The 20,461-nt window shown below is 64.2% G+C and carries 21 protein-coding genes; 17 read left to right on the top strand and 4 right to left on the bottom strand.

What is annotated here, in order from left to right; translation table 11 throughout:
- Positions 1-5 precede the first annotated feature (5 nt).
- The 16 genes from AC6H34_RS09070 to AC6H34_RS08995 all read left to right on the top strand — a co-directional run bounded on the left by AC6H34_RS09070 (position 6) and on the right by AC6H34_RS08995 (position 15,357).
- On the top strand, positions 6-341 hold the full coding sequence (locus AC6H34_RS09070) for a DUF736 domain-containing protein (RefSeq protein WP_151610471.1): 336 nt from the start codon (positions 6-8) through the stop codon (positions 339-341).
- A complete protein-coding gene (locus AC6H34_RS09065) occupies positions 342-1,106 on the top strand; it encodes a lytic transglycosylase domain-containing protein (RefSeq protein ID WP_497538571.1) in 765 nt (254 codons plus the stop codon).
- Positions 1,107-1,349: 243 nt separating this feature from the next.
- Positions 1,350-3,089 (top strand): relaxase/mobilization nuclease domain-containing protein, encoded by a 1,740-nt coding sequence (locus AC6H34_RS09060; protein ID WP_497538570.1) that lies wholly within the window; start codon positions 1,350-1,352, stop codon positions 3,087-3,089.
- 24 nt (positions 3,090-3,113) lie between these two features.
- A complete protein-coding gene (locus AC6H34_RS09055) occupies positions 3,114-5,099 on the top strand; it encodes a conjugal transfer protein TraG (protein WP_497538569.1) in 1,986 nt (661 codons plus the stop codon).
- Positions 5,100-5,104: 5 nt separating this feature from the next.
- A complete protein-coding gene (locus AC6H34_RS09050; protein ID WP_133036410.1) occupies positions 5,105-5,533 on the top strand; it encodes a CopG family transcriptional regulator in 429 nt (142 codons plus the stop codon).
- A gap of 190 nt (positions 5,534-5,723) precedes the next feature.
- The gene (gene trbB, locus AC6H34_RS09045) at positions 5,724-6,707 is read left to right on the top strand and encodes a P-type conjugative transfer ATPase TrbB (protein ID WP_497538568.1); all 984 of its coding nucleotides are present in this window, start codon (positions 5,724-5,726) and stop codon (positions 6,705-6,707) included.
- Between the two features lie 83 nt (positions 6,708-6,790).
- Complete coding sequence (locus AC6H34_RS09040) at positions 6,791-7,114, top strand: TrbC/VirB2 family type IV secretion system protein (protein WP_497539867.1); 324 nt, start codon at positions 6,791-6,793, stop codon at positions 7,112-7,114.
- Complete coding sequence (locus AC6H34_RS09035; RefSeq protein ID WP_497539866.1) at positions 7,111-7,392, top strand: VirB3 family type IV secretion system protein; 282 nt, start codon at positions 7,111-7,113, stop codon at positions 7,390-7,392. The genes AC6H34_RS09040 and AC6H34_RS09035 overlap by 4 nt, the downstream gene beginning before the upstream one ends.
- Positions 7,393-7,402: 10 nt before the next feature.
- Positions 7,403-9,859, top strand: a complete 2,457-nt coding sequence (trbE, locus tag AC6H34_RS09030; protein ID WP_497538567.1) for a conjugal transfer protein TrbE — start codon at positions 7,403-7,405, stop codon at positions 9,857-9,859.
- Positions 9,856-10,620: a P-type conjugative transfer protein TrbJ gene (gene trbJ / locus AC6H34_RS09025; RefSeq protein WP_497538566.1), complete on the top strand. Its 765-nt coding sequence runs from the start codon at positions 9,856-9,858 to the stop codon at positions 10,618-10,620. The genes trbE and trbJ overlap by 4 nt, the downstream gene beginning before the upstream one ends.
- A 10-nt stretch (positions 10,621-10,630) precedes the next feature.
- On the top strand, positions 10,631-10,918 hold the full coding sequence (gene trbK-alt / locus AC6H34_RS09020) for a putative entry exclusion protein TrbK-alt (RefSeq protein ID WP_497538565.1): 288 nt from the start codon (positions 10,631-10,633) through the stop codon (positions 10,916-10,918).
- Between the two features lie 3 nt (positions 10,919-10,921).
- The gene (trbL, locus tag AC6H34_RS09015; protein ID WP_497538564.1) at positions 10,922-12,283 is read left to right on the top strand and encodes a P-type conjugative transfer protein TrbL; all 1,362 of its coding nucleotides are present in this window, start codon (positions 10,922-10,924) and stop codon (positions 12,281-12,283) included.
- Positions 12,280-12,969 carry a conjugal transfer protein TrbF gene (gene trbF / locus AC6H34_RS09010; protein WP_497538563.1) on the top strand — a complete coding sequence of 230 codons (690 nt, stop codon included), beginning with the start codon at positions 12,280-12,282 and terminating at the stop codon, positions 12,967-12,969. Before trbL ends, trbF begins: the two co-directional genes overlap by 4 nt.
- Positions 12,966-13,949, top strand: coding sequence for a P-type conjugative transfer protein TrbG (gene trbG, locus AC6H34_RS09005; protein ID WP_497538562.1), 984 nt, complete (start codon positions 12,966-12,968; stop codon positions 13,947-13,949). Before trbF ends, trbG begins: the two co-directional genes overlap by 4 nt.
- Positions 13,946-15,103: a TraB/TrbI/VirB10 family type IV secretion system protein gene (locus AC6H34_RS09000; RefSeq protein ID WP_497538561.1), complete on the top strand. Its 1,158-nt coding sequence runs from the start codon at positions 13,946-13,948 to the stop codon at positions 15,101-15,103. The genes trbG and AC6H34_RS09000 overlap by 4 nt, the downstream gene beginning before the upstream one ends.
- A 2-nt stretch (positions 15,104-15,105) precedes the next feature.
- The gene (locus tag AC6H34_RS08995; protein WP_497538560.1) at positions 15,106-15,357 is read left to right on the top strand and encodes a DUF2274 domain-containing protein; all 252 of its coding nucleotides are present in this window, start codon (positions 15,106-15,108) and stop codon (positions 15,355-15,357) included.
- On the opposite strand, the gene AC6H34_RS08990 is transcribed toward AC6H34_RS08995, so the two are convergent.
- Genes AC6H34_RS08990 through AC6H34_RS08980 form a run of 3 tightly spaced genes read right to left on the bottom strand, consistent with a single transcriptional unit; the run spans position 15,352 to position 18,352 of the window.
- Complete coding sequence (locus AC6H34_RS08990) at positions 15,352-16,278, bottom strand: LysR family transcriptional regulator (RefSeq protein ID WP_497538559.1); 927 nt, start codon at positions 16,276-16,278, stop codon at positions 15,352-15,354. The two genes, AC6H34_RS08995 and AC6H34_RS08990, sit on opposite strands and share 6 nt — an antisense overlap.
- The gene (locus AC6H34_RS08985; RefSeq protein WP_497538558.1) at positions 16,278-17,690 is read right to left on the bottom strand and encodes an ATP-binding protein; all 1,413 of its coding nucleotides are present in this window, start codon (positions 17,688-17,690) and stop codon (positions 16,278-16,280) included. The genes AC6H34_RS08990 and AC6H34_RS08985 overlap by 1 nt, the downstream gene beginning before the upstream one ends.
- Entirely contained in the window at positions 17,687-18,352 is a 666-nt protein-coding gene (locus AC6H34_RS08980; protein ID WP_497539865.1) for a response regulator, read from the bottom strand. Before AC6H34_RS08980 ends, AC6H34_RS08985 begins: the two co-directional genes overlap by 4 nt.
- Before the next feature lie 134 nt (positions 18,353-18,486).
- Here AC6H34_RS08980 and AC6H34_RS08975 point away from each other — a divergent pair, with 134 nt between their 5' ends.
- Positions 18,487-19,128, top strand: a complete 642-nt coding sequence (locus AC6H34_RS08975; protein ID WP_497538557.1) for a DsbA family protein — start codon at positions 18,487-18,489, stop codon at positions 19,126-19,128.
- A gap of 13 nt (positions 19,129-19,141) precedes the next feature.
- On the opposite strand, the gene AC6H34_RS08970 is transcribed toward AC6H34_RS08975, so the two are convergent.
- Positions 19,142-20,404 carry an NAD(P)/FAD-dependent oxidoreductase gene (locus AC6H34_RS08970; RefSeq protein WP_497538556.1) on the bottom strand — a complete coding sequence of 421 codons (1,263 nt, stop codon included), beginning with the start codon at positions 20,402-20,404 and terminating at the stop codon, positions 19,142-19,144.
- Between the last annotated feature and the right edge of the window lie 57 nt (positions 20,405-20,461).

Genomic DNA, 20,461 nt, shown 5'->3' with positions numbered 1-20,461 from the left:
TGACCATGGCCCAGATCGGACAGTTCACGCGCACGGAAGCGGGCTTCGAAGGCGAGTTCCGAACGCTCGGCATCAAAGAGGAAATCACCCTCGTTCCTGCCGAACCTTCGGACACCGAGAACGCCCCGAAATACCGCGTCCTGCTCGGTGATGAAGACGGCCTCGATATCGGCGCGGGCTGGATCCATGTCGGCGAACGGGCCGGCGAGTTCGTCTCGATCACGATCTACAGCCCGCTGCTCGGCGGCACGTTTCGCGCAAATCTCTTCCGCGCCGGTGACGACGGTTCTGCCTGGGTGCTCACCACCGTCCAGCCCTCCAAGAAGCGGCAGGAGGACTGAATGGCGGCGCCCCGAGACCGCGCCTGCGCCGGACGTTTTTCCACCGTCCGGCGCTCAGCGCTCCTTCTCCTTTCCGGCCTGCTCTTCACCGCAGCCGCAACGCCGACGGTTCTGGCGCAAAGCGTGTCGCCTACGAGAACCGTCGCCGCGCATCCGCATGCGGCACATATCGCGGAGGCATCGCGCCGCTTCGGCATTCCGCCAGCATGGATCGTCGCCGTCATGGGCGCCGAGAGCGCGGGCGACGTGCGGGCCGTCTCCTCGGCCGGTGCGATGGGTCTGATGCAGGTCATGCCGGACACCTGGGCCGAGCTTCGCATCCGCCACGGCCTCGGCCGCAATCCTTACGACCCACGCGATAACATCCTCGCGGGTACTGCGTACCTGCGCGAGATGTGGGATCGCTATGGCGACATCGCCGCCATGCTCGCGGCCTACAACGCGGGGCCCGCACGCTATGACGAGCATCGTTCGAAGGGTCGCCCGCTGCCCGCCGAGACGCGGGTTTACGTCGCTTCGCTCGCGCCCGCGCTGCGCGGCGAGCGCCCTTCGAAGAGCGGTTCGGCGGTCAGCCGGCCGCTCGACTGGCGCAAGGCGGCGATCTTCGTCGGGCGCGATGGCGGCATTTCCATCGCCGATCCCGCGGCCGCGGACCGCTCGGCGGACAATGCCCATTCACCCGTCACGGCGACACCGCAGACACTTGTCGCCGTACAGCCGGAAGGGCTGTTCGTCGCTCGGAATGCCGCTGGGGACCGGCCATGACCGGCCCTGCGGCGCTTCGTATCCCATCGTGCGTTGGCGTGTCGTGGAGGACGCCGGGGGTAGGGGCAGGCGCAGCAACCGGACGATGGCAGGATAAAAGGGCGCACGGTGCGCTTCGGTCGGGCGGTTGTTTTTGTTCATGTTTTTGGCGCGTTCCGCACCGTGCAGCGCTTTCGCGCACCGTGCGCTCCGCGCCCATCTTCATGCTTTTCTTGTCCTTTTTGCACCGTGCGGGGTTACGTCATGTCCGATGACCACGAGTTCCGCATCCGTCCGGGCCGCATCCGATCGACCCGAGCGCAACAGGCCCGGCCTTTCGTCGCGCAGGCGCTCGCCGCAGCCAAGAAGGCAGGCGGCGGCGTCTCGCGATCCGGCCGCGTCACCTCCGGCAATCGCTCACGCTTCGGGCGCGGCCAGCGCGCCAGCATCCAGGCCAATCGCCTCATCACGTCACGCACGCGCGGCGCCGTGGTCAAGGCGCGCGTAGTCCGCCATACCGCTCGATCCGCGCCGCTCGGAACGCATCTCGACTATCTGCGGCGCGATGGCGTGACCCGTGACGGGGAGAAGGCGCGGCTGTTCGGGCCGGGAACAGAGAATGCGGATGCGCGCGCCTTCGCAGAGCGCTGCGGCGATGACCGGCATCATTTCCGCTTCATCGTCTCGCCCGACGACGCGCCCGACATGGCGGACCTCAGATCCTTCACCCGCGATCTCGTCGGCCAGATGGAAAAGGATCTCGGCACGAAGCTCGACTGGGTCGCCGTCGATCACTGGAACACCGAGCATCCGCATGTCCACCTGATCGTGCGCGGCGTGCGCTACGACGGCCAGGATCTCGTGATCTCGCGCGACTACATCAAGGAGGGCATGCGCGACCGCGCGCGCGAGCTCGTCACCCAGGAGTTGGGACCGCGCACCGATCTCGATATCCGCCGCACTCTCGAAAGCCAGATCGAGACCGAACGCTGGACGCAGCTCGACCGCCAGCTTGTCCGCGACGCCGGCAAGTCCGGCATCATCGACCTCGCGCCGCGCGCCGACCGACAGCCGGACGAATTCCACGCCCTGAAGGTCGGCCGGCTGCGGACGTTGGAAATTCTCGGTGTCGCGGGACAGGTCGGCCATTCGCAATGGTTCATCAGGCCCGAGGCGGAGAGCGTCCTGCGCGAGCTCGGCGAGCGCGGCGACATCATCAAGCGCATGCACCGCGCTCTCACCGAACGCGGCATCGAGCGCGGCTCGGCAAGCTATGTGCTCGCCGGGGAAAGCCTCGACGTGCCCGTTGTCGGTCGCCTGCTCGAACGCGGTCTGGATGACGAACTGAAGGGCACGGCCTATGCCGTGGTCGACGGCGTCGACGGCCGCACCCATCATATCAAGCTGCCGCATCTCGATGCCGCTGGCGACAGCCCACCCGGATCGATCGTTGAGCTGCGCGCCTACGAGGATGCGCAAGGTCAGCGCCGCGTCGCGCTCGCCGTCCGCTCCGATCTGGATATCCACTCTCAGGTCAACGCAGCGGGTGCGACCTGGCTCGATCGGCAGGCGGTTGCCCGCGAGCCCATCGCGCTCTCGGAGGGTGGCTTCGGCGCCGAGGTGCAGCGGGCCTTCGAGCAACGCGCCGAGCACCTGATCGGCGAAGGTCTCGCCGAACGGCAGGGCGGGCGCGTCGTCTTCGCGCGGCGTCTGCTCAACACGCTACGCGATCGCGAGGTCAGTGCGCTGGGCGAAAAGCTCGCCGCCGAGACCGGCCTGCCATTCAACCATGCCAACGGTGGCGAATATGTCGCCGGCTCCTATCGCCAGCGCTTCACGCTCGCCTCCGGCCGCTTCGCCATGATCGACGACGGCCTCGGCTTCCAGCTCGTCCCCTGGTCTCCCTCTCTCGAAAAGCAGATCGGCCGTCACGTCTCCGGCGTCGCGCGCGACGATGGCGGCGTCGACTGGGACTTCGGCCGCAAGCGGGGGCTCGGCCTCTAACATCCGTCAGAAAGGAACCTCGCCATGTCTGGCACAAAGATCCTCTGGGGACAGATCACGATCGTCTTCCTGATCGTGCTCGTTACCACCTGGGGCGCGACGCAGTATGTTGCGTGGAGCCTCGGCTACCAGGCGCAGCTCGGCGAGCCGTGGTTCAGGCTTTTCGGCGTGCCGGTCTATTTTCCGGCCGCTATCATGTGGTGGTGGTACTTTTACGACGCCTACGCGCCGGGCATCTTTGCGACCGGCGGCATGATCGCTGCGTCGGGCGGTTTCATCGCGATCGCGGTCGCCATCGGCATGTCGGTCTGGCGGGCGCGCGAACAGAAGAATGTCGCCACCTATGGCTCGGCCCGCTGGGCAGAGAAGCCCGAGATCGAGGCTGCGGGTCTGCTCGATCCCGACGGCGTGGTACTCGGCCGATACGATCGCGAGTATCTGCGCCATGATGGGCCGGAGCATGTGCTGTGCTTTGCGCCTACCCGATCCGGCAAGGGTGTCGGTCTCGTTGTGCCTTCCCTCCTCACCTGGCCGGGCTCGGCAATCGTCCATGATATCAAGGGTGAGAACTGGACGCTGACCGCGGGCTTCCGGTCACTCTATGGCCGTGTGCTGCTGTTCGATCCGACCAATCCCAAATCCTCCGCCTACAATCCGTTGCTCGAGGTCCGCCGGGGCGAATGGGAGGTGCGTGACGTCCAGAACATCGCCGACATTCTCGTCGATCCCGAGGGGAGCCTGGACAAAAGGAATCACTGGGAAAAGACCAGCCATTCACTTCTGGTCGGCGCGATCCTGCATGTCCTCTATGCCGAGGCGGAAAAGACGCTGGCCGGCGTCGCCAACTTCCTCTCCGATCCGAAGCGCCCGGTTGAGTCGACGCTACGCGCCATGATGAAGACCGCGCATATGGGCGAGGCCGGTCCGCACCCTGTCGTGGCCAGCGCGGCGCGCGAGCTCCTCAACAAATCCGACAATGAGCGCTCCGGCGTTCTCTCAACCGCCATGTCGTTTCTCGGATTGTACCGCGATCCTGTCGTTGCCGAGGTCACGCGGCGCTGCGACTGGCGGATCAGCGACATCGTCGGCGGCGAGCAACCGACGACGCTCTACCTCGTCGTGCCACCCAGCGACATCAACCGGACCAAGCCGCTGATCCGCCTGCTGCTCAATCAGATCGGCCGTCGCCTGACCGAAGAGCTCCAGGCGAAGACCGGGCGCCATCGTCTCCTCCTTATGCTCGACGAGTTTCCGGCGCTCGGCCGCCTCGACTTCTTCGAGACAGCGCTGGCCTTCATGGCGGGGTATGGGTTGAAGAGCTTCCTGATCGCGCAATCGCTGAACCAGATCGAGAAAGCCTATGGGCCGAACAATTCGATCCTCGACAACTGCCATGTTCGCGTGAGCTTCGCGACGAACGACGAGCGGACGGCCAAGCGCGTCTCGGACGCCCTCGGGACGGCCACCGAGATGAAGGCCATGAAAAACTATGCCGGGCACCGTCTGTCGCCCTGGCTCGGCCACCTGATGGTGTCCCGCTCGGAAACCGCCCGCCAGTTGCTCACGCCGGGCGAGATCATGCAGCTTCCGCCGGCCGACGAGATCGTCATGGTCGCCGGCATTCCGCCGATCCGGGCGAAAAAGGCTCGCTACTATGAGGATGCCCGTTTCCGCGAACGCCTGCTGTCGCCGCCCGCCCTGAACCGCCCGGAACATATTCGCCCGGACGACTGGACCAGCCTGCCGATCCCGGCGCGGCCGGAAGCGCTCAATGCGCAACCCGCAGGTCGATCCGACGACGAGGACCCGACCGAATCCGAACGGCGGCTGCAGCACGAGCTCCACCGGGTAAAGCCGGTAGAAAAGAAAGCGCCGATCGAGAACGAGTTCGAGATCGAGCCGCCTGACGACATCGATGAGGATGCCGTGCGCAACCAGCGCATGATCCGCCAGATGCAAGGCGTCGCACGGCAGGTCTCACTCGATCCGAATGACGGCATGGAACTGTAGGCGCCATGACCAGTCACCGGAAGAAGATAAAGACCACGGTCTATCTGGACCCCGATGTCGAGAAGACGCTGGCGGATTTTGCCGCCCGCCGCGATCAATCGCAGTCCATGATAGCAGAGGCGGCCATCGCGTCGTTCCTCTCGCCGGACGATGCCGAGCGGCGAGAGGCGATCGTCGCCAAGCGCCTCGACCAGATCGACCGCCGCATGACGCGCCTGGAACGGGACGTCGGCATCGCCGTCGAGACCCTTGCGGTGTTCATCCGCTTCTGGATCACCACGACGCCCGCCTTGCCGGAGCCGGCGGCGCAGGCAGCGCGTGCCAAATCCAGCGAGCGTTACGAGGCGTTCATCACCGCGCTTGGCCGGCGCCTGGCGCAGGGGCCGAAGCTGCGTCAGGAGATTTCGGAAGATGTGCCCGAATCGGACGCGTGAACACCTCGCGCGCGGCATCTGGAAATCGATACGACCAATTCAAGAACAGGGGCGCACCGCCGTTCTCCTGTATTTGCACGCCACGCTACTACTACGACCGAAACTTGTTGAATCGGCCTGATTGCGGGCTCTTTTAATCATCCCCGATCCGGGGATCATCTGTTGCGTCCCCACGAGAAACGGGGACGAGATGGCATCCACTCACCACAGGCAGGAAGCGAGCCAGCGTGGCGCGCGCATGCTGCGCACCGCGCTCGGCAGCGCCATCGCGCGGTTTTTGGAAGACCCGGCCGTGGTCGAGGTGATGCTGAATCCCGATGGGCGCATCTGGGTGGATCGGCTTTCCGAAGGGCTGGCCGACACCGGCGAGACGATGACGGCCGCCGATGGCGAGCGCATCGTGCGTCTGGTCGCGCACCATGTCGGTGCGGAGGTCCATGCCCGCTCGCCGCGCGTCTCGGCCGAGTTGCCGGAGACGGGTGAGCGTTTTGAGGGCCTGCTTCCGCCAGTCGTAGCGTCACCCGCCTTCGCTATTCGCAAGCCGGCTGTCGCGGTCTTCACGCTCGACGATTATGTGGCCGCCGGCATCATGACGGACGACCAGGCGGTGAAGCTGCGCGCAGCGGTCCAGTCCCGCGCCAACATACTCGTCGCTGGGGGCACTTCTACCGGCAAGACAACGCTGACCAACGCGCTGCTCGCCGAGGTGGCGAAGACAGCAGATCGCGTCGTCATCATCGAGGATACCCGCGAGCTGCAATGCGCAGCGCCGAACCTTGTCGCGATGCGGACCAAGGATGGCGTTGCCACGCTTTCCGATCTCGTCCGCTCTTCGCTGCGCCTGCGGCCCGACCGCATTCCCATCGGCGAGGTCCGCGGCTCAGAAGCCCTCGACCTGCTCAAAGCCTGGGGCACCGGCCATCCCGGCGGCATAGGCACGATCCACGCCGGCTCCGGCATCGGCGCGCTGCGTCGCCTCGAGCAACTTATCCAGGAAGCCGTCGTCACGGTCCCGCGCGCGCTGATCGCGGAGACCATCGATCTCGTCGCCGTCCTCTCCGGCCGCGGCTCGTCGCGCCGGCTGGCCGAGCTCGCGCGCGTCAACGGCATCGATGCCGCCACCGGCGACTACCGCATCATCCCCGCAACCACCTCGAATGGAGAAGCTGAATGAATTCGCCCGTCGTTCCGAATGTGACCAATCCGCCCGTCCTGTCGCCCGTGCCCATCGGTCCAGATCTGCCCGCCGGCTCGATCATGCGCGGCAGCTACCGGCGTCTCGCCAGTTCGACCGCGCTCTTCACCATCATGATGCTGGCCGCCACGCCGCCGGCCCATGCCTCCGGCTCCTCCATGCCGTGGGAACAGCCGCTTCAACAGATCCTTCAGTCGATCGAGGGGCCGGTCGCAAAAATTGTCGCCGTCATCATCATCATCGCGACCGGCCTCACGCTCGCGTTTGGCGACACTTCAGGCGGGTTTCGCAGACTGATCCAGATCGTCTTCGGCCTTAGTATTGCCTTCGCTGCTTCGAGCTTCTTCCTGTCGTTCTTTTCTTTCGGCGGCGGGGCTCTCATCTGATGGCCGCGTTCGAACAACTTGACGCGGTGCCGGGCTTTTCGGTGCCCGTCCATCGCGCTTTGACGGAGCACATCCTGCTCGGCGGTGCGCCTCGTTCCATCGCGATCATGAACGGCACGCTCGCCGGGGCCGTGGGCCTCGGCCTGCGCCTCTGGCTCGTCGGCCTCGCCATCTGGGCAATCGGTCATTTCGTGGCCGTCTGGGCGGCCCGTCGCGATCCGCTCTTTGTCGAGGTCGGGCGCAGGCATCTGCGCATTCCGGCTTTCCTCGCGGTGTGAGGAGGCGGCCATGATGAATCTCGCCGAATATCGTCGCACTGCCGCTCGCCTCGCCGACTATTTGCCATGGGTCGCTCTGGTCGCGCCCGGCATCGTGCTGAACAAGGATGGCTCGTTTCAGCGCACGGCCCGCTTTCGGGGTCCGGATCTGGATTCCTCCGTCGCGGCCGAGCTGGTTGCCGTTGCGAGCCGCATCAACAACGCTTTCCGCCGCCTTGGCCTGGGCTGGAGCATTTTCGTCGAGGCGCAACGGTACGAAGCCGCCACCTATCCCGACAACATCTTTCCCGATCCCGCGTCGGCTTTGGTCGATGCCGAGCGCAAGGCCGACTTCGAAGAAGCCGGTGCACATTTCGTATCGAGCTACTTCCTCACCTTCCTGTTCCTTCCACCGGCCGAGGAAGCAGCGCGCACTGAGTCTTGGCTTTACGAAGGGCGTGAGCGCTCGGGCGTCGACCCGCACGAGATCCTGCGCGCCTTCACCGACCGCACCGATCGCGTGCTGGCCCTACTCGACGGTTTCATGCCGTCCTGCGGCTGGCTCGATGACAGCGAGACGCTGTCCTACCTGCACGCCTGCGTCTCGACCAGGCGCCATCGCGTCCGCGTTCCGGAAACGCCGATCTATCTCGACGCACTGCTCGCCGATCAGCCGCTCACCGGCGGTCTGGAGCCACGTCTTGGCGATCAGAATCTGCGTGTGCTGACCATCGTCGGCTTCCCGACCGCGACGACGCCCGGCCTGCTCGACGATCTGAACCGGCTGGCCTTCCCGTATCGCTGGTCGACGCGCGCGATCCTCCTCGACAAGACCGACGCGACCAAGCTGCTCACCAAGATCAGGCGGCAATGGTTCGCCAAGCGCAAGTCGATTGCCGCGATCCTCAAGGAGGTGATGACCAACGAGCAGTCGGTGCTGGTGGACACCGACGCCGCCAACAAGGCGGCCGACGCGGACATGGCCTTGCAGGAGCTCGGCGCCGACGTCGCCGGCATGGCCTATGTCACCGCCACGGTCACGGTCTGGGACGCCGATCCGCGCCTTGCCGATGAAAAGCTGCGGCTGGTCGAGAAGGTGATCCAGGGCCGCGACTTCACCGCCATGATCGAGACGGTGAACGCGGTGGACGCCTGGCTCGGCAGTCTGCCCGGCCACGTCTATGCAAACGTGCGCCAGCCGCCGATCTCGACGCTCAATCTCGCCCACATGATCCCCCTCTCTGCCGTGTGGGCGGGGCCGGAACGGGACGATCACTTCGATGCGCCCCCGCTGCTTTACGGCAGAACCGAAGGTTCGACCCCGTTCCGGCTTTCTTTGCATGTCGGCGATGTCGGCCACACGCTCGTCGTCGGCCCAACAGGGGCGGGCAAATCCGTGCTGCTCGCCCTCATGGCCTTGCAGTTCCGACGTTACAACCGTTCACAGGTCTTCGCTTTCGACTTCGGCGGTTCGATCCGCGCCGCATCGCTCGCCATGGGCGGCGACTGGCACGATCTCGGCGGCGGCCTGACCGAAGGATCGGAATCCTCGGTATCGCTCCAGCCGCTGGCTCGCATTCACGACACCTATGAGCGCGCCTGGGCCGCCGACTGGATCGTCGCGATCCTTCTGCGGGAAGGGATTAAAATCACCCCGGAGGCAAAGGAGCACATCTGGACGGCGCTCACCTCGCTCGCCTCGGCGCCCGTTGGTGAGCGCACGATCACCGGCCTCAGCGTCCTTCTCCAGTCCAACGACCTCAAGCAGGCACTCCGCCCTTTCTGCGTCGGCGGTCCTTATGGCCGGTTGCTCGATGCCGAAGCCGAGCACCTGGGCTCGGCCGATGTACAGGCATTCGAGATCGAGGGGCTCGTCGGGACGGGCGCTGCGCCTGCTGTGCTCGCCTATCTCTTCCACCGCATCGCCGACAGGCTGGACGGGCGGCCGACGCTGCTCATCATCGACGAAGGCTGGCTGGCGCTAGACGACGAAGGCTTCGCCGGCCAGCTCCGCGAGTGGCTCAAGACGCTGCGCAAGAAAAACGCCTCAGTCATCTTCGCCACCCAGTCGCTCAGCGACATCGACAATTCGGACATCGCCCCGGCCATCATCGAAAGTTGCCCGACGCGACTGCTCCTGCCGAACGAACGGGCAGTCGAACCGCAGATCACCGCCATCTATCGCCGCTTCGGTCTCAATGACCGTCAGATCGAGATTCTCGCGCGAGCGACGCCCAAGCGCGACTACTACTGCCAGTCCCGGCGCGGCAATCGTCTGTTCGAGCTCGGCCTGTCCGAAGTCGGCCTGACGCTCTGCGCCGCCTCCTCGAAATCCGACCAGACTCTCATCGCCAATCTCGTCGCTGAACATGGCCGCGAAGGCTTCCTCGCGGCTTGGCTCAAGGCTCGCGATGTCGGCTGGGCCTCCGACCTCATTCCGACTTTTCCCTCTCTCGTCCCCGAACCCGAAAAGGAAACTGAATCATGACGACGCGTTCTGTCCGCTCTCCTGCCATCCTCCTCGCGGCGACCATGCTTGCCGTGCCGCTGGCGGTCTCGCCGGTAGCGATCACGCCTGCCTACGCCTGGAGAATCGTCTTCGATCCCAGCAACTACGCGCAGAATGTGCTGACGGCCGCGCGCACTCTGGAACAGATCACGCACCAGATCACCTCGCTTCAGAACGAAGCGACGATGCTCATCAACCAGGCGCGCAATCTGGCGAACCTGCCTTTCTCCGCTCTCCAGACCTTGCAGCAGAACGTCCAGAAGACGCAGCAGCTTCTCCAGCAGGCGCAGGGCATTGCCTTCAACGTCCAGCAGATCGACCAGATGTTCAGCCAGAAATACGGCAACGTCTCCATGTCGGCCACGGATCAGCAGCTCGTCTCCGATGCGCGCTCGCGCTGGCAGAACACCGTCGGCGGCCTTCAGGACGCCATGCGCGTCCAGGCGGGTGTCGTCGGCAACATCGACACCAACCGCACGCAGATGAGCGAACTGGTGAGCCAGAGCCAGGGCGCGACGGGCGCGCTTCAGGCGACGCAGGCCGGCAACCAGCTCCTCGCACTCCAGTCGCAGCAGCTCTCCGATCTGGTGGCCTTGCTTGCGGCCAACGGGCGTGCCGGCGCGCTGACCGAAGCCGAGCGCACGGCTGCGGCGGAGCAGGGACGGGAACAGCGCCGCCGCTTCCTGACGCCGGGCTCGGGCTACCAGCCGGGCAACGCGCAGATGTTCAACGGCAACTGAGGGCGGGCTTATGGACGGCAAGATGCTGGCCCGGCTGGGCGCTGTCGTGTTCGTCGCCGTCGCCATTACGGCGGCGGTCGTCGAACTGACCCGAAAGGAGGAGCCGAAAGAGGATTTCTCCACGCGCATCATCGAACCCTCGCACGATCCGTTGCGCGCGGGGCAGCGCCGGTGCCAGCAGCTTGGCCAGCAAGCCGCGAATGACCCCGAATGCCTGCGCGTCTGGGCGGAAACCCGCGACCGTTTCCTGCGTCCGTCGTCTGCACCGGCATCGCCGTCCTCCAGCGATGGGCGGTGAAGCATGGGGGGCTCCGGCGTTATCGACACATTTCTCGGAACCTTCACCCGCTATATCGACAGCGGGTTCGGTCTGCTCGGCGGCGAGGTGGCGTTTGTGGCCACCACGCTGATCGTCATCGACGTGACGCTGGCCGCTCTCTTCTGGAGCTGGGGCGCTGACGACGACATCATCGCGCGTCTGGTGAAGAAGACCTTGTTTGTCGGGGTGTTTGCCTACCTGATTTCCAACTGGAACAACCTCGCTAAGATTGTCTTCGACAGCTTCGCCGGCCTCGGACTGAAAGCCTCCGGCACTGGCTTCACTGCGCAGGATCTGCTCCGTCCGGGCAAGGTCGCACAGACCGGCCTCGATGCCGCGCGTCCCTTACTCGATGCGATATCACCCCTGATGGGCTGGATCGCGGTTTTCGAGAACCTGATCCAGATCGTCTGCCTTTTGTTTGCCTGGGCGCTGGTCATCCTCGCCTTCTTCATTCTGGCGATCCAGCTCTTCGTGACGCTGATCGAGTTCAAGTTGTCGACGCTCGCCGGTTTCGTCCTGATCCCGTTTGGCCTCTTCGGCAAGACCGCCTTCATGGCCGAGCGCGTGCTCGGCAATGTGATTTCCAGCGGCATCAAGGTCCTGGTCCTCGCTGTCATCGTCGGCATCGGCTCGACGCTGTTCAGTCAGTTTACGCAAGGCTTTGGCGGCCAGACCCCGAGCATCGACGATGCCATGGCCATCGTTCTTGCGGCGCTCTCGCTCGTCGGCCTTGGCATCTTCGGTCCCGGCATCGCTGCCGGTCTTGTCAGCGGCGGTCCCCAGCTTAGCGCGGGCGCTGCCGTCGGCACCGGTCTTGCCGTTGGCGGTGCGGCACTCGCCGCCGGCGGCGGCGCAATGCTGGCGGCGAAGGGCGGAGCCGCTCTTCTTTCCGGCGGCGCCGCTGCCGCGCGTGGTGGCGCAGCGGCGGCCGGCGCGGCATCGTCGGCCTACACGCTCGGTTCCATGGGCCAGTCGGGAGCATCCGGCGTCGCGTCCGGCCTCGGAGGCGTAGCACGCGCCGCCGGATCGGCCTCCGTTTCCCCGTTGCGCCGTGCCGCGTCCCGCGCCTCGGAAAACATGAAATCCAGCTTCTCCGACGGCGCGCGTGCAGGCGTCAGCGCCACCGGCGGCTCCTTCTCGTCTGGCGCGGGCACCGACGAATCCGATCCCGCTTCCGTCGCTCCCGCAACTGCACCCGATCAGCCGCCGGCATGGGCCCAGCGCATGAAGCGCGGCAGCCATGTCGCCCATGGCGTCAGCGCCGCCGCCCATGCCGTTCGCTCGGGCGACAGCCATGGGTCCGGCGCATCCGTCAATCTCTCCGAAAGTGACCGTTCATGAATCTCTTCAAACGACCGGCCGTGCATTACGGCAAGACACCTCAACCGGAAACACCTTACCAGAAGGCCGCACAAGTCTGGGACGAACGTCTTGGGTCAGCGCGCGTGCAGGCGAGGAACTGGCGCTACATGGCGTTCGGTTCGCTGATCCTGTCGGCGGGCTTCGCCTCCGCACTGGTCTATCAGTCCGCGCGTGGGACAGTGGTTCCCTGGGTGGTTCAGGTAGACAATCTGGGTCAGGCCCAGACCGTCGCCCCGGCCACGGCGGACTATCGTCCGACCGATCCACAGCTGGCCTGGCATCTCGCACGCTTCATCGAGCAGACCAGAAGCATTCCCGCCGATCCGATCATCGTCCGGCAGAACTGGCTCAGGGCCTATGAGTGGACGACCGATCGGGGCGCGGCTGCGCTCAACGATTATGCCCGCGCCAACGATCCCTTCACGAAGGTCGGCAAGCAGCAGATCTCCGTCGAGGTTTCCAGCGTCATCCGCGCTTCTCCGGACAGCTTCCGCGTCGCGTGGACGGAACGGCATTTCGAGAATGGCCAGCTCGGCGCGACCGAGCGCTGGACCGCGATCCTGACCATCGTCATCCAGCCTCCGCGCGATGCCGAGCGGCTGAAGGTGAATCCGCTCGGAATTTACATCAACGCCATCAACTGGTCGCGGGAGATGAGCCAATGAAATCGGCTTTCCGTAACCCCGCCGTTCCGGCTTTCCGCAAATCCGTACTTCCGGCTCTGCTGCTTTCCGCCACCGCGTTGGCCGGTTGTGCCACGCCGCAAAAGCCGCCGGAGATCAGCTACGATCGAGATGTTCCGGCTTTGCCAGCCGTTCCCGTATCGGTGACAGACGATCGGCCCCGTCCGATCCATATCCCACCGGCCTGGACGCCGGCAAAGGGCGGCACGGCGGCCAGCACGCCAGTCGCTCGCGTCGAGAACGCCAACGCCGCCGCTCGCGTGCAGCCACGCCGGGAGGGGTACTTCAATGCGATTCAGATCTACCCCTGGTCGGAAGGAGCGCTCTATCAGGTCTATGCGGCTCCCGGGCAGATCACCGACATCGCGCTGGAACCCGGAGAGTCGCTGACAGGGGCCGGGCCGATTGCGGCTGGCGATACCGCTCGCTGGATTATCGGCGACACCGAGAGCGGCAGCGGTACGACACGCCGCGTCCATATCCTCGTAAAGCCTTCAAGGCCGGATATCACGACCAATCTCGTCGTGACCACTGACCGGCGCGTTTACATGATCGAGCTGCGTTCCGGCGCGAAACCCTATATGCCATCCGTTGCCTGGTCCTATCCGCGGCCGCGCGCCGGTCAAGGCCAGAGCATTCCGGCGACGCCGGTCATCCCGGCCGTTGCGGCGCGCAACTACCGATACGGTTTGACCGGTGGGAATCCGCCCTGGAAACCCGTCTCCGTCTACGACGACGGCCGCAGGGTCTACGTCGAGTTTCCGCGCGGGATCGTTCAGGGCGAAATGCCGCCGATCTTCGTCATCGGCCCGGATGGCGAAGCGCAACTCGTCAACAGCCGTATTCACCAGCACATCCTGATCGTCGATCGCCTGTTCGGCGCCGCCGAGCTCCGCCTTGGCAGCGGCGACAAACAGCAGGTCGTCAGGATCGTCCGCACCGACGGGAGACCCGCATCATGAGTGAGGACAATATCGATAACGCCGCTCCCATGCGTCTTCGCGCCGAGGCGCCGCGCGTCACGCGCCTTTCGCGGAGGGTGTTGGCAAGCATTACGGCTGTCGGGCTCGTTGGCATCGGCGGCGCGCTGATCTACGCACTCCAGACCCGCGATGGAGGTCCAGGCGGCGAAGAGCTTTACTCGACCAACAATCGCCAGACGGCAGACGGTCTCGCCGGCTTGCCCCGCGACTACACCGGACCTGTGCTCGGCCCGCCGCTGCCTGGTGATCTGGGGCGGCCGATCCTTGACGCTCAGAACAGAGGACAGCCCGTTGTTCCGCCGACGATCACGACGCCAACTGTCGATGAAGCCGAGCAACGCCGTCGAGCCGAGGAAGAGGCTGCGCGCACCAGCCGAGTCTTCTTCCAGACCCAACCCGGCTCGGCACCGACTATACCCGGCGGCTCGACCACCACGAATGTTCCTGGTTTCGATCTCGCCGGGCTCACGGGACAACCCGGTCAGCAGACCGCCCAGGATCGGCAGCTTGCGTTTCTGAATGCACCGGTTGATCGCAGGACCACATCATCTGATCGGGTCATGGCTCCGGCTTCGCCGTTCATCCTTCAGGCAGGGGCGGTAATCTCAGCCGCACTCATCACCGGCATTCGCTCCGATCTGCCTGGCCAAATCACCGCTCAGGTGACGGAGAATGTCTACGACAGTCCCACCGGCAGATTGCTTCTGATACCCCAAGGGACGCGGATCATCGGCCAGTACGACAACAACGTGCAATTCGGCCAAAGACGGGCGCTATTGGTCTGGAACCGGCTGATCTTTCCGAATGGCCGCTCCATCGTCCTCGAACGCCAGCCGGGCGCCGACACGCAGGGTTATGCCGGTCTCGAGGATGGTGTCGATTATCACTGGTGGGATCTCGCCAAGGCGGCAGGACTGTCCACGCTGCTCGCGGTCGGTACGGAGCTAGCGGTCAGTGACGAGGACCGCCTGGTCCGCGCGATCCGTGACGGTGCGCAGGATACCATCAACGACGCCGGCCAGCAGATCGTCCGGCGCCAATTGCAGGTCGCGCCGACGCTCACCATCCGACCAGGCTTTCCGGTCCGGGTAATCGTAACGCGTGATCTCGTGCTCGAACCTTACAGAGGCTGATCATGGCAAAGCTGAAACTCGGACCTATCGCTGACGACAAACCTGTCAAGGTCACCATCGAATTGCCCGCCCAACTGCATCGCGATCTCATCACATATGGCCAACTGCTGGCCGAACCGGGAAAATCTCCCATCGAACCGCTGCGCCTAATCGTTCCCATGCTTGAGCGTTTCGTCGTTACGGATCGCGGGTTTGCAAAAGCACGGCGTACTTCTCCACCTCGCCCCGTAACTGACGGACCTGATAGGTCATAGTCGCGGTGGAGATTGCCGCGAGATCGCCTTTGCCAGGCTTAGGAGTCGCCGAAAGGCAGGATTGTCGTTTCTTGCGGACCAAACCGCGCTGAAAGGAACGACCTCGCCGGCAATTGGTCGATATGTCACGCCTGGAAACCGTGCTGCCGTCGTGGCTTCACTCGTCAAGGTCAGGCCCCGGCCGATCGCAACCAAGGGCAACAGATTATCGCGGCCAACGTATTGCGGCTGCACATCAGGGTGATGATCGAGTTGCGCAAGCCTTTGGATGAGGTACTCGTGGATTTCGGGACCAGGCGCCGCATCGCTCACAATGAATGGCTCACCTGCCAGATCATGCCAACTCAGCAGGTCCTTTCGCGTCAGCCGGTGCTCATCAGGCAATACGGCAAACACCCGCTCCGACCACAAATGAGCCGTTTCGCATTCAGGCCATGCAGAGGTGCCCGTGATGAACGCGACATCCAGACGGAGCTGCCGGATACCCGCGATATGCTCCATTGGGTTGCCGTCGACCAACTCCGTGCGGACGCCGCTGTGGTCCTTGCCGTAGGACCGTAACAAATCGGATAGGAACCCTGACGCGAGCGACGAGAAGATGCCAATCCTGACCACGCCCTCTTCGCCACGTCCGACCGTACCGATGTATCGACGACCTTCGTGAATGGTTCTGAGGCCCTGTTTGGCTCTCAAGAAAAATATCTGCCCAGCATAGGTCAGCGATACACCGTTCGTGCAGCGGTGGAAAAGCGAGACGCCCACCTCATCTTCGAGATCTCGTATGCGCCGGCTCACCGCCGATTGACATATCCCGAGGACGTTCGCTGCTTTCCGAAAGCTGCCATGCTCGGCCGCGGCCACAAAATAACAAAGGTGGCGAATCTCGATGGCATCGCATTTTCTCGCCCCCCGCCGTGTCATCAGCCCATCGACCTTTCCGGGCGTTCGCGGCGCTGTCTGTCGAGCGCCTTTCCGGTGCAATTGGTCTTCGCCGTCTCAAGAAAACGAAGTTCGGCTCGAAGGCCGCCCTCATGACGGTTCTCCAGATGGACGTCACCTCCAAGCCGCTTCATGGCGAGATCTGCAATCGCCAGACCAAGACCGCTTCCCATCGGCGTCTTGTTGCGGCCTCGGAAAAATCTGTCGCGAACCTTCGGCAGCTCTTCGTCGGGTATGCCCGGTCCGCTATCATCGACAACAACGGCGACACCATTCGTCGCCGTACGCACCGAGCATCGCACCACTCCGTCAGCCCCAGAATGCAGGGCGGCATTCTCGAGGAGGTTTCGCGCAGCGAGTGTGAACAGCGATGGATCGACTGAAAGGCAGATGCCCCCTAGCTGGGGGTCCACTTCGATCGCGGCCGCGTCCGGGTAATGTTGACCGATGTCATCGGCGATTTGCCCCAGGATTTTCAAGAGGTCCACATCCTGTCGAGCCGTTGCGATTTCACCGCTCTCGGTAACTGTCAGATCAGTAAGCTGCCGCACCAGACGAGAGGTGCGGTCCACCCCGATCACGATCTGGCGCAAGGCGTTGTTTCGTATCCTGGGGTCTTCGCTTCCCAACGCGACTTGCGCCTGTGTCTTCAGCCCGGCAATCGGCGTTCGCAGCTCATGCGCGGCGAAAGCGGTAAAGTCGCGCTCTCGTTGGCGGGCCGCGCTTACCCGCGCGAACAGGCCGTTGAGTGATCGGATCACGGGCTTGATTTCCGATGGCGTGTCGTCATCCGGCAGCGCGCTGAGATCCGACGCCGGACGTGTCGCCAGCGTGCTCGCCATCGCGGTGAACGGTGCAAGTCCTTTGCGAACGCTCAGCCAGATCAGGCCCGCCAGGATCGGAAGGATGAGCAATGCGGGTAGTGCGAGGCCCCGGATCACATCGGCGACCAGCCTGTCGCGGACGCGCATATTGTCGCCGACCAGCACGCGCATGCCGAGGTCGCTGTTCATCACCGCATAAACGCGCCAGATCTCTCCCGCGATCACTGTCTGGGAGAAGCCTTCGCCGCTATCGGTAAGAGGTGTTGCCGGCGCCGCGTCCGAGCGCCCGACCAGTGTCCCATCCAGCGCCCAGATCTGGCACGAGAGCTGCCTGTCATAGGAGGCGTGGAGGGCCGGCTCGACGGTCGGTATCTGCGCCGCGCGCCTGGGGTCGATCTCCTGGCTGGTGATCAGCGAACTGACCATGCGTGCCGCCTCGATCAGGCGCGCGTCAAGAACTCGTTCGACCTCGGCACGGGTGCTGAGATAAATCCAGATGATCGCCGACATCCAGACGATGCCGGTGGTGATCATCAGGATCATGAACAGACGGCTGCGGATCGACCTCATGCGTTGTCCTCCGCGAGCTTGTAGCCGACCCCTCGCACGGTCTCGATGATTCCAGGGCCAAGCTTCTGTCTCAAATTGTGGATGTGAACCTCGATCGTGTTGCTCTCCACGTCCTCCTGCCAGCCGTAGAGCCGATCCTCGAGCTGCGATTTCGACAGGATCTGGCCAGGCCGATCCATCAGCGCGTGCAGAACCGAAAATTCACGGCGCGACAGACGAACCGCCTCACCGCTTTTGGATACAGCCATGGTGGCGGGCTCCAGACGAAGATCGCGCCAGATCCGGCAGGCCGATCCGCCCCCGTTGCCTCGCCTCGTCAAGGCCCGCAAGCGCGCCGCAACCTCGTTCAGATCGAATGGCTTGCCGAGGTAATCGTCAGCGCCGGCATCCAATCCGGCGATACGGTCGGGCACGCTGTCACGCGCCGTCAACAGCAGGACCGGCGTTGCAACCTGGCGGCTGCGAAGCTCACCCAGGACGTCGAGGCCCGATCCGTCCGGAAGCATCAAATCGAGGACGATCGCGTCAAAGGCCGTCGTGCGCAGCGCGGCAGAAGCATCGGCGCAGGTGGCGACGGCGTCGACGGTGAAGCCGGCCAAACCCAACCCGACCTGAAGCCCGTTCATCAGAACTGCGTCGTCTTCGACCAGCAATACTCTCATACGCACAACACCCCGGATGATAGAGAACAACGGCAATTCCGTGCCGACCTTAAGCCAGCCTTAAGGTGAGAGGCGCGGATCGCAGGCCGCGCAGGCGTTGACCTGTCCGTATCAAGGCCAAAAGGAGATCCTATATGCCAGCTCTCACGCGCCGCGGCGCCGTGCTCGCCATCGGTGGCGCTGTATTGACCGTCCCCGTCATGAATCGCTTGGCTTTCGCTCAGACCGCCGCCGATGTTTCCAAGGAAATGATCCTCAACGATCCTGCGGCGCCGGTCTCGGGTAACCCGAAGGGCGATCTGACCATCGTCGCCTTCCTCGATTACAATTGCCCCTATTGCAAGAAATCCGCCCCCGACCTCGACCGCGTGGTCAAGGAGGACGGCAAGATTCGTCTCGTCTACAAGGATTGGCCCGTCATCCGACCGACCTCGATCGACGGCGCGATGATGGCGCTCGCCGCAAAGTATCAGGGCAAGTACGACGTTGCGCATCACGCCCTGATGGGAATTCCCGGCGTGGGAGTTCCGAAGGACAAGATGCGGCAAGGCCTCCAGGCTGCCGGCATCGACATGGCCCGCCTCGACGCCGACATGAAGGCCAAGTCCGCGGAAATCGACGCCATCATCAAGCGCAACATGGCGCAAGCCGATGCCATCGGGTTCTCGGGAACGCCGGCCTACCTCGTTGGCCCGTTCCAGACGTCGACGCTCGACTATCAGGGGTTCAAGCAGGTCGTGTCGGATGCGCGCAAGAAGCAAGCGGAAGGCAAGTGAGAGCACCACGCTCTCACCAGCCCCGCTCGCGATGCTTGACGTCGATCGTTCCGCCCTTCAGCATATGAGACCAGTAGAGCCAGGGCAGGAACTTCGTTTTCAAGTACCACATGCTTTTGCGGGGCACGCGGGGATCGAGCGGAAAACTCGGCGTTACCTTGCCGCCGTAGGCGAACTCGGCAAGCACGATCTTGCCGAGAGCCACCGTCAGCGGGCACGAACCGTAGCCGTCATAGGTCTTCGGCATAGCCTTGTCCTGCATCGCGGCCAGCAGATTGGCGACCACGACAGGGGACTGGAGCCGGACGGCCGCCGCCGTCTTGGCGTTCGTGGTGGACGCCGCATCGCCGAGCGAAAAGACGTTCGGATAGCGGACATGACGCAGGGTCGCCTGATCGACTTCGATCCAGCCCGCGGCATTCGCCAGCGGACTTTCCCGCACCACATCGAGCCCCGTCTGCGGCGGGACGACATGGATCATGTCGAAGCGCATCTCGACGTCGCGCGCCACGCCATCCTTGTCTGTGACGGAGAACAGCGCCGTCTTCGCCGGCCCGTTGATGGCGATCAGGTTATGCCGGTAGCAGATGCCGATCCCGTACTCGTCAACGGCGTTTTGCAATGGCGGGACAAAAAAGGGAACGCCGAAGAGAGCCTCGCCGGCAAGGCAGAACTTCAGCGTCGAGGCTTTCAGCTTGCCGCGCCGCCGAAGATGATCCGCCATCATGTACATGATTTTCTGCGGAGCGCCGGCGCATTTGATCGGCATCCCCGGCTGGGTGAACAGCGCGATGCCGCCCTGGAAGTCCTGAATGAGGCGCCATGTGTATTCCGCTGTGTCGGCCCGGTAGTTGCTGCACACCCCGTTCTTGCCGAGGGTCTCCTTCAGCCCCTGGATCGCGTCCCAGTCGATCTTCAACCCGGGGCAAGCCACGAGATAGTCGTACCCGAGCGCCCGGCCGTCACTCAGCCTGACGAGATTATTGTCCGGATCGAAGCCGCTGACCGCTGCCTTGATCCACGTCACACCGCTGGGGATCAGCGACTGCTCCTCGCGCTCGGTCTGCTTTCGCGTGAAGACGCCCGCGCCAACCAGCGTCCAGCCCGGCTGGTAGGAATGAGAGCCCGAGGGCTCGACGATCGCGACGTCCAGCTTTGCATCCTTCCGCTTGAGCTCGGCCGCGACAGTAATGCCGGCGGATCCGCCGCCGACGATGACGATCCGGTGCTTCATCCGAGGTGCATGCACTGCCCGAACATCTTCGATGATTTCCATGGCGCTTCTCCCACTTGCAGAATTACATATCTGGTTTTATGTAAGTATGTAATTCAT

It is taken from the genome of Labrys sp. ALF-8 (assembly GCF_059699065.1).
The sequence above is the reverse complement of the archived record's forward strand: the minus strand, read 5'-3'. Positions and strand labels throughout refer to the sequence as shown.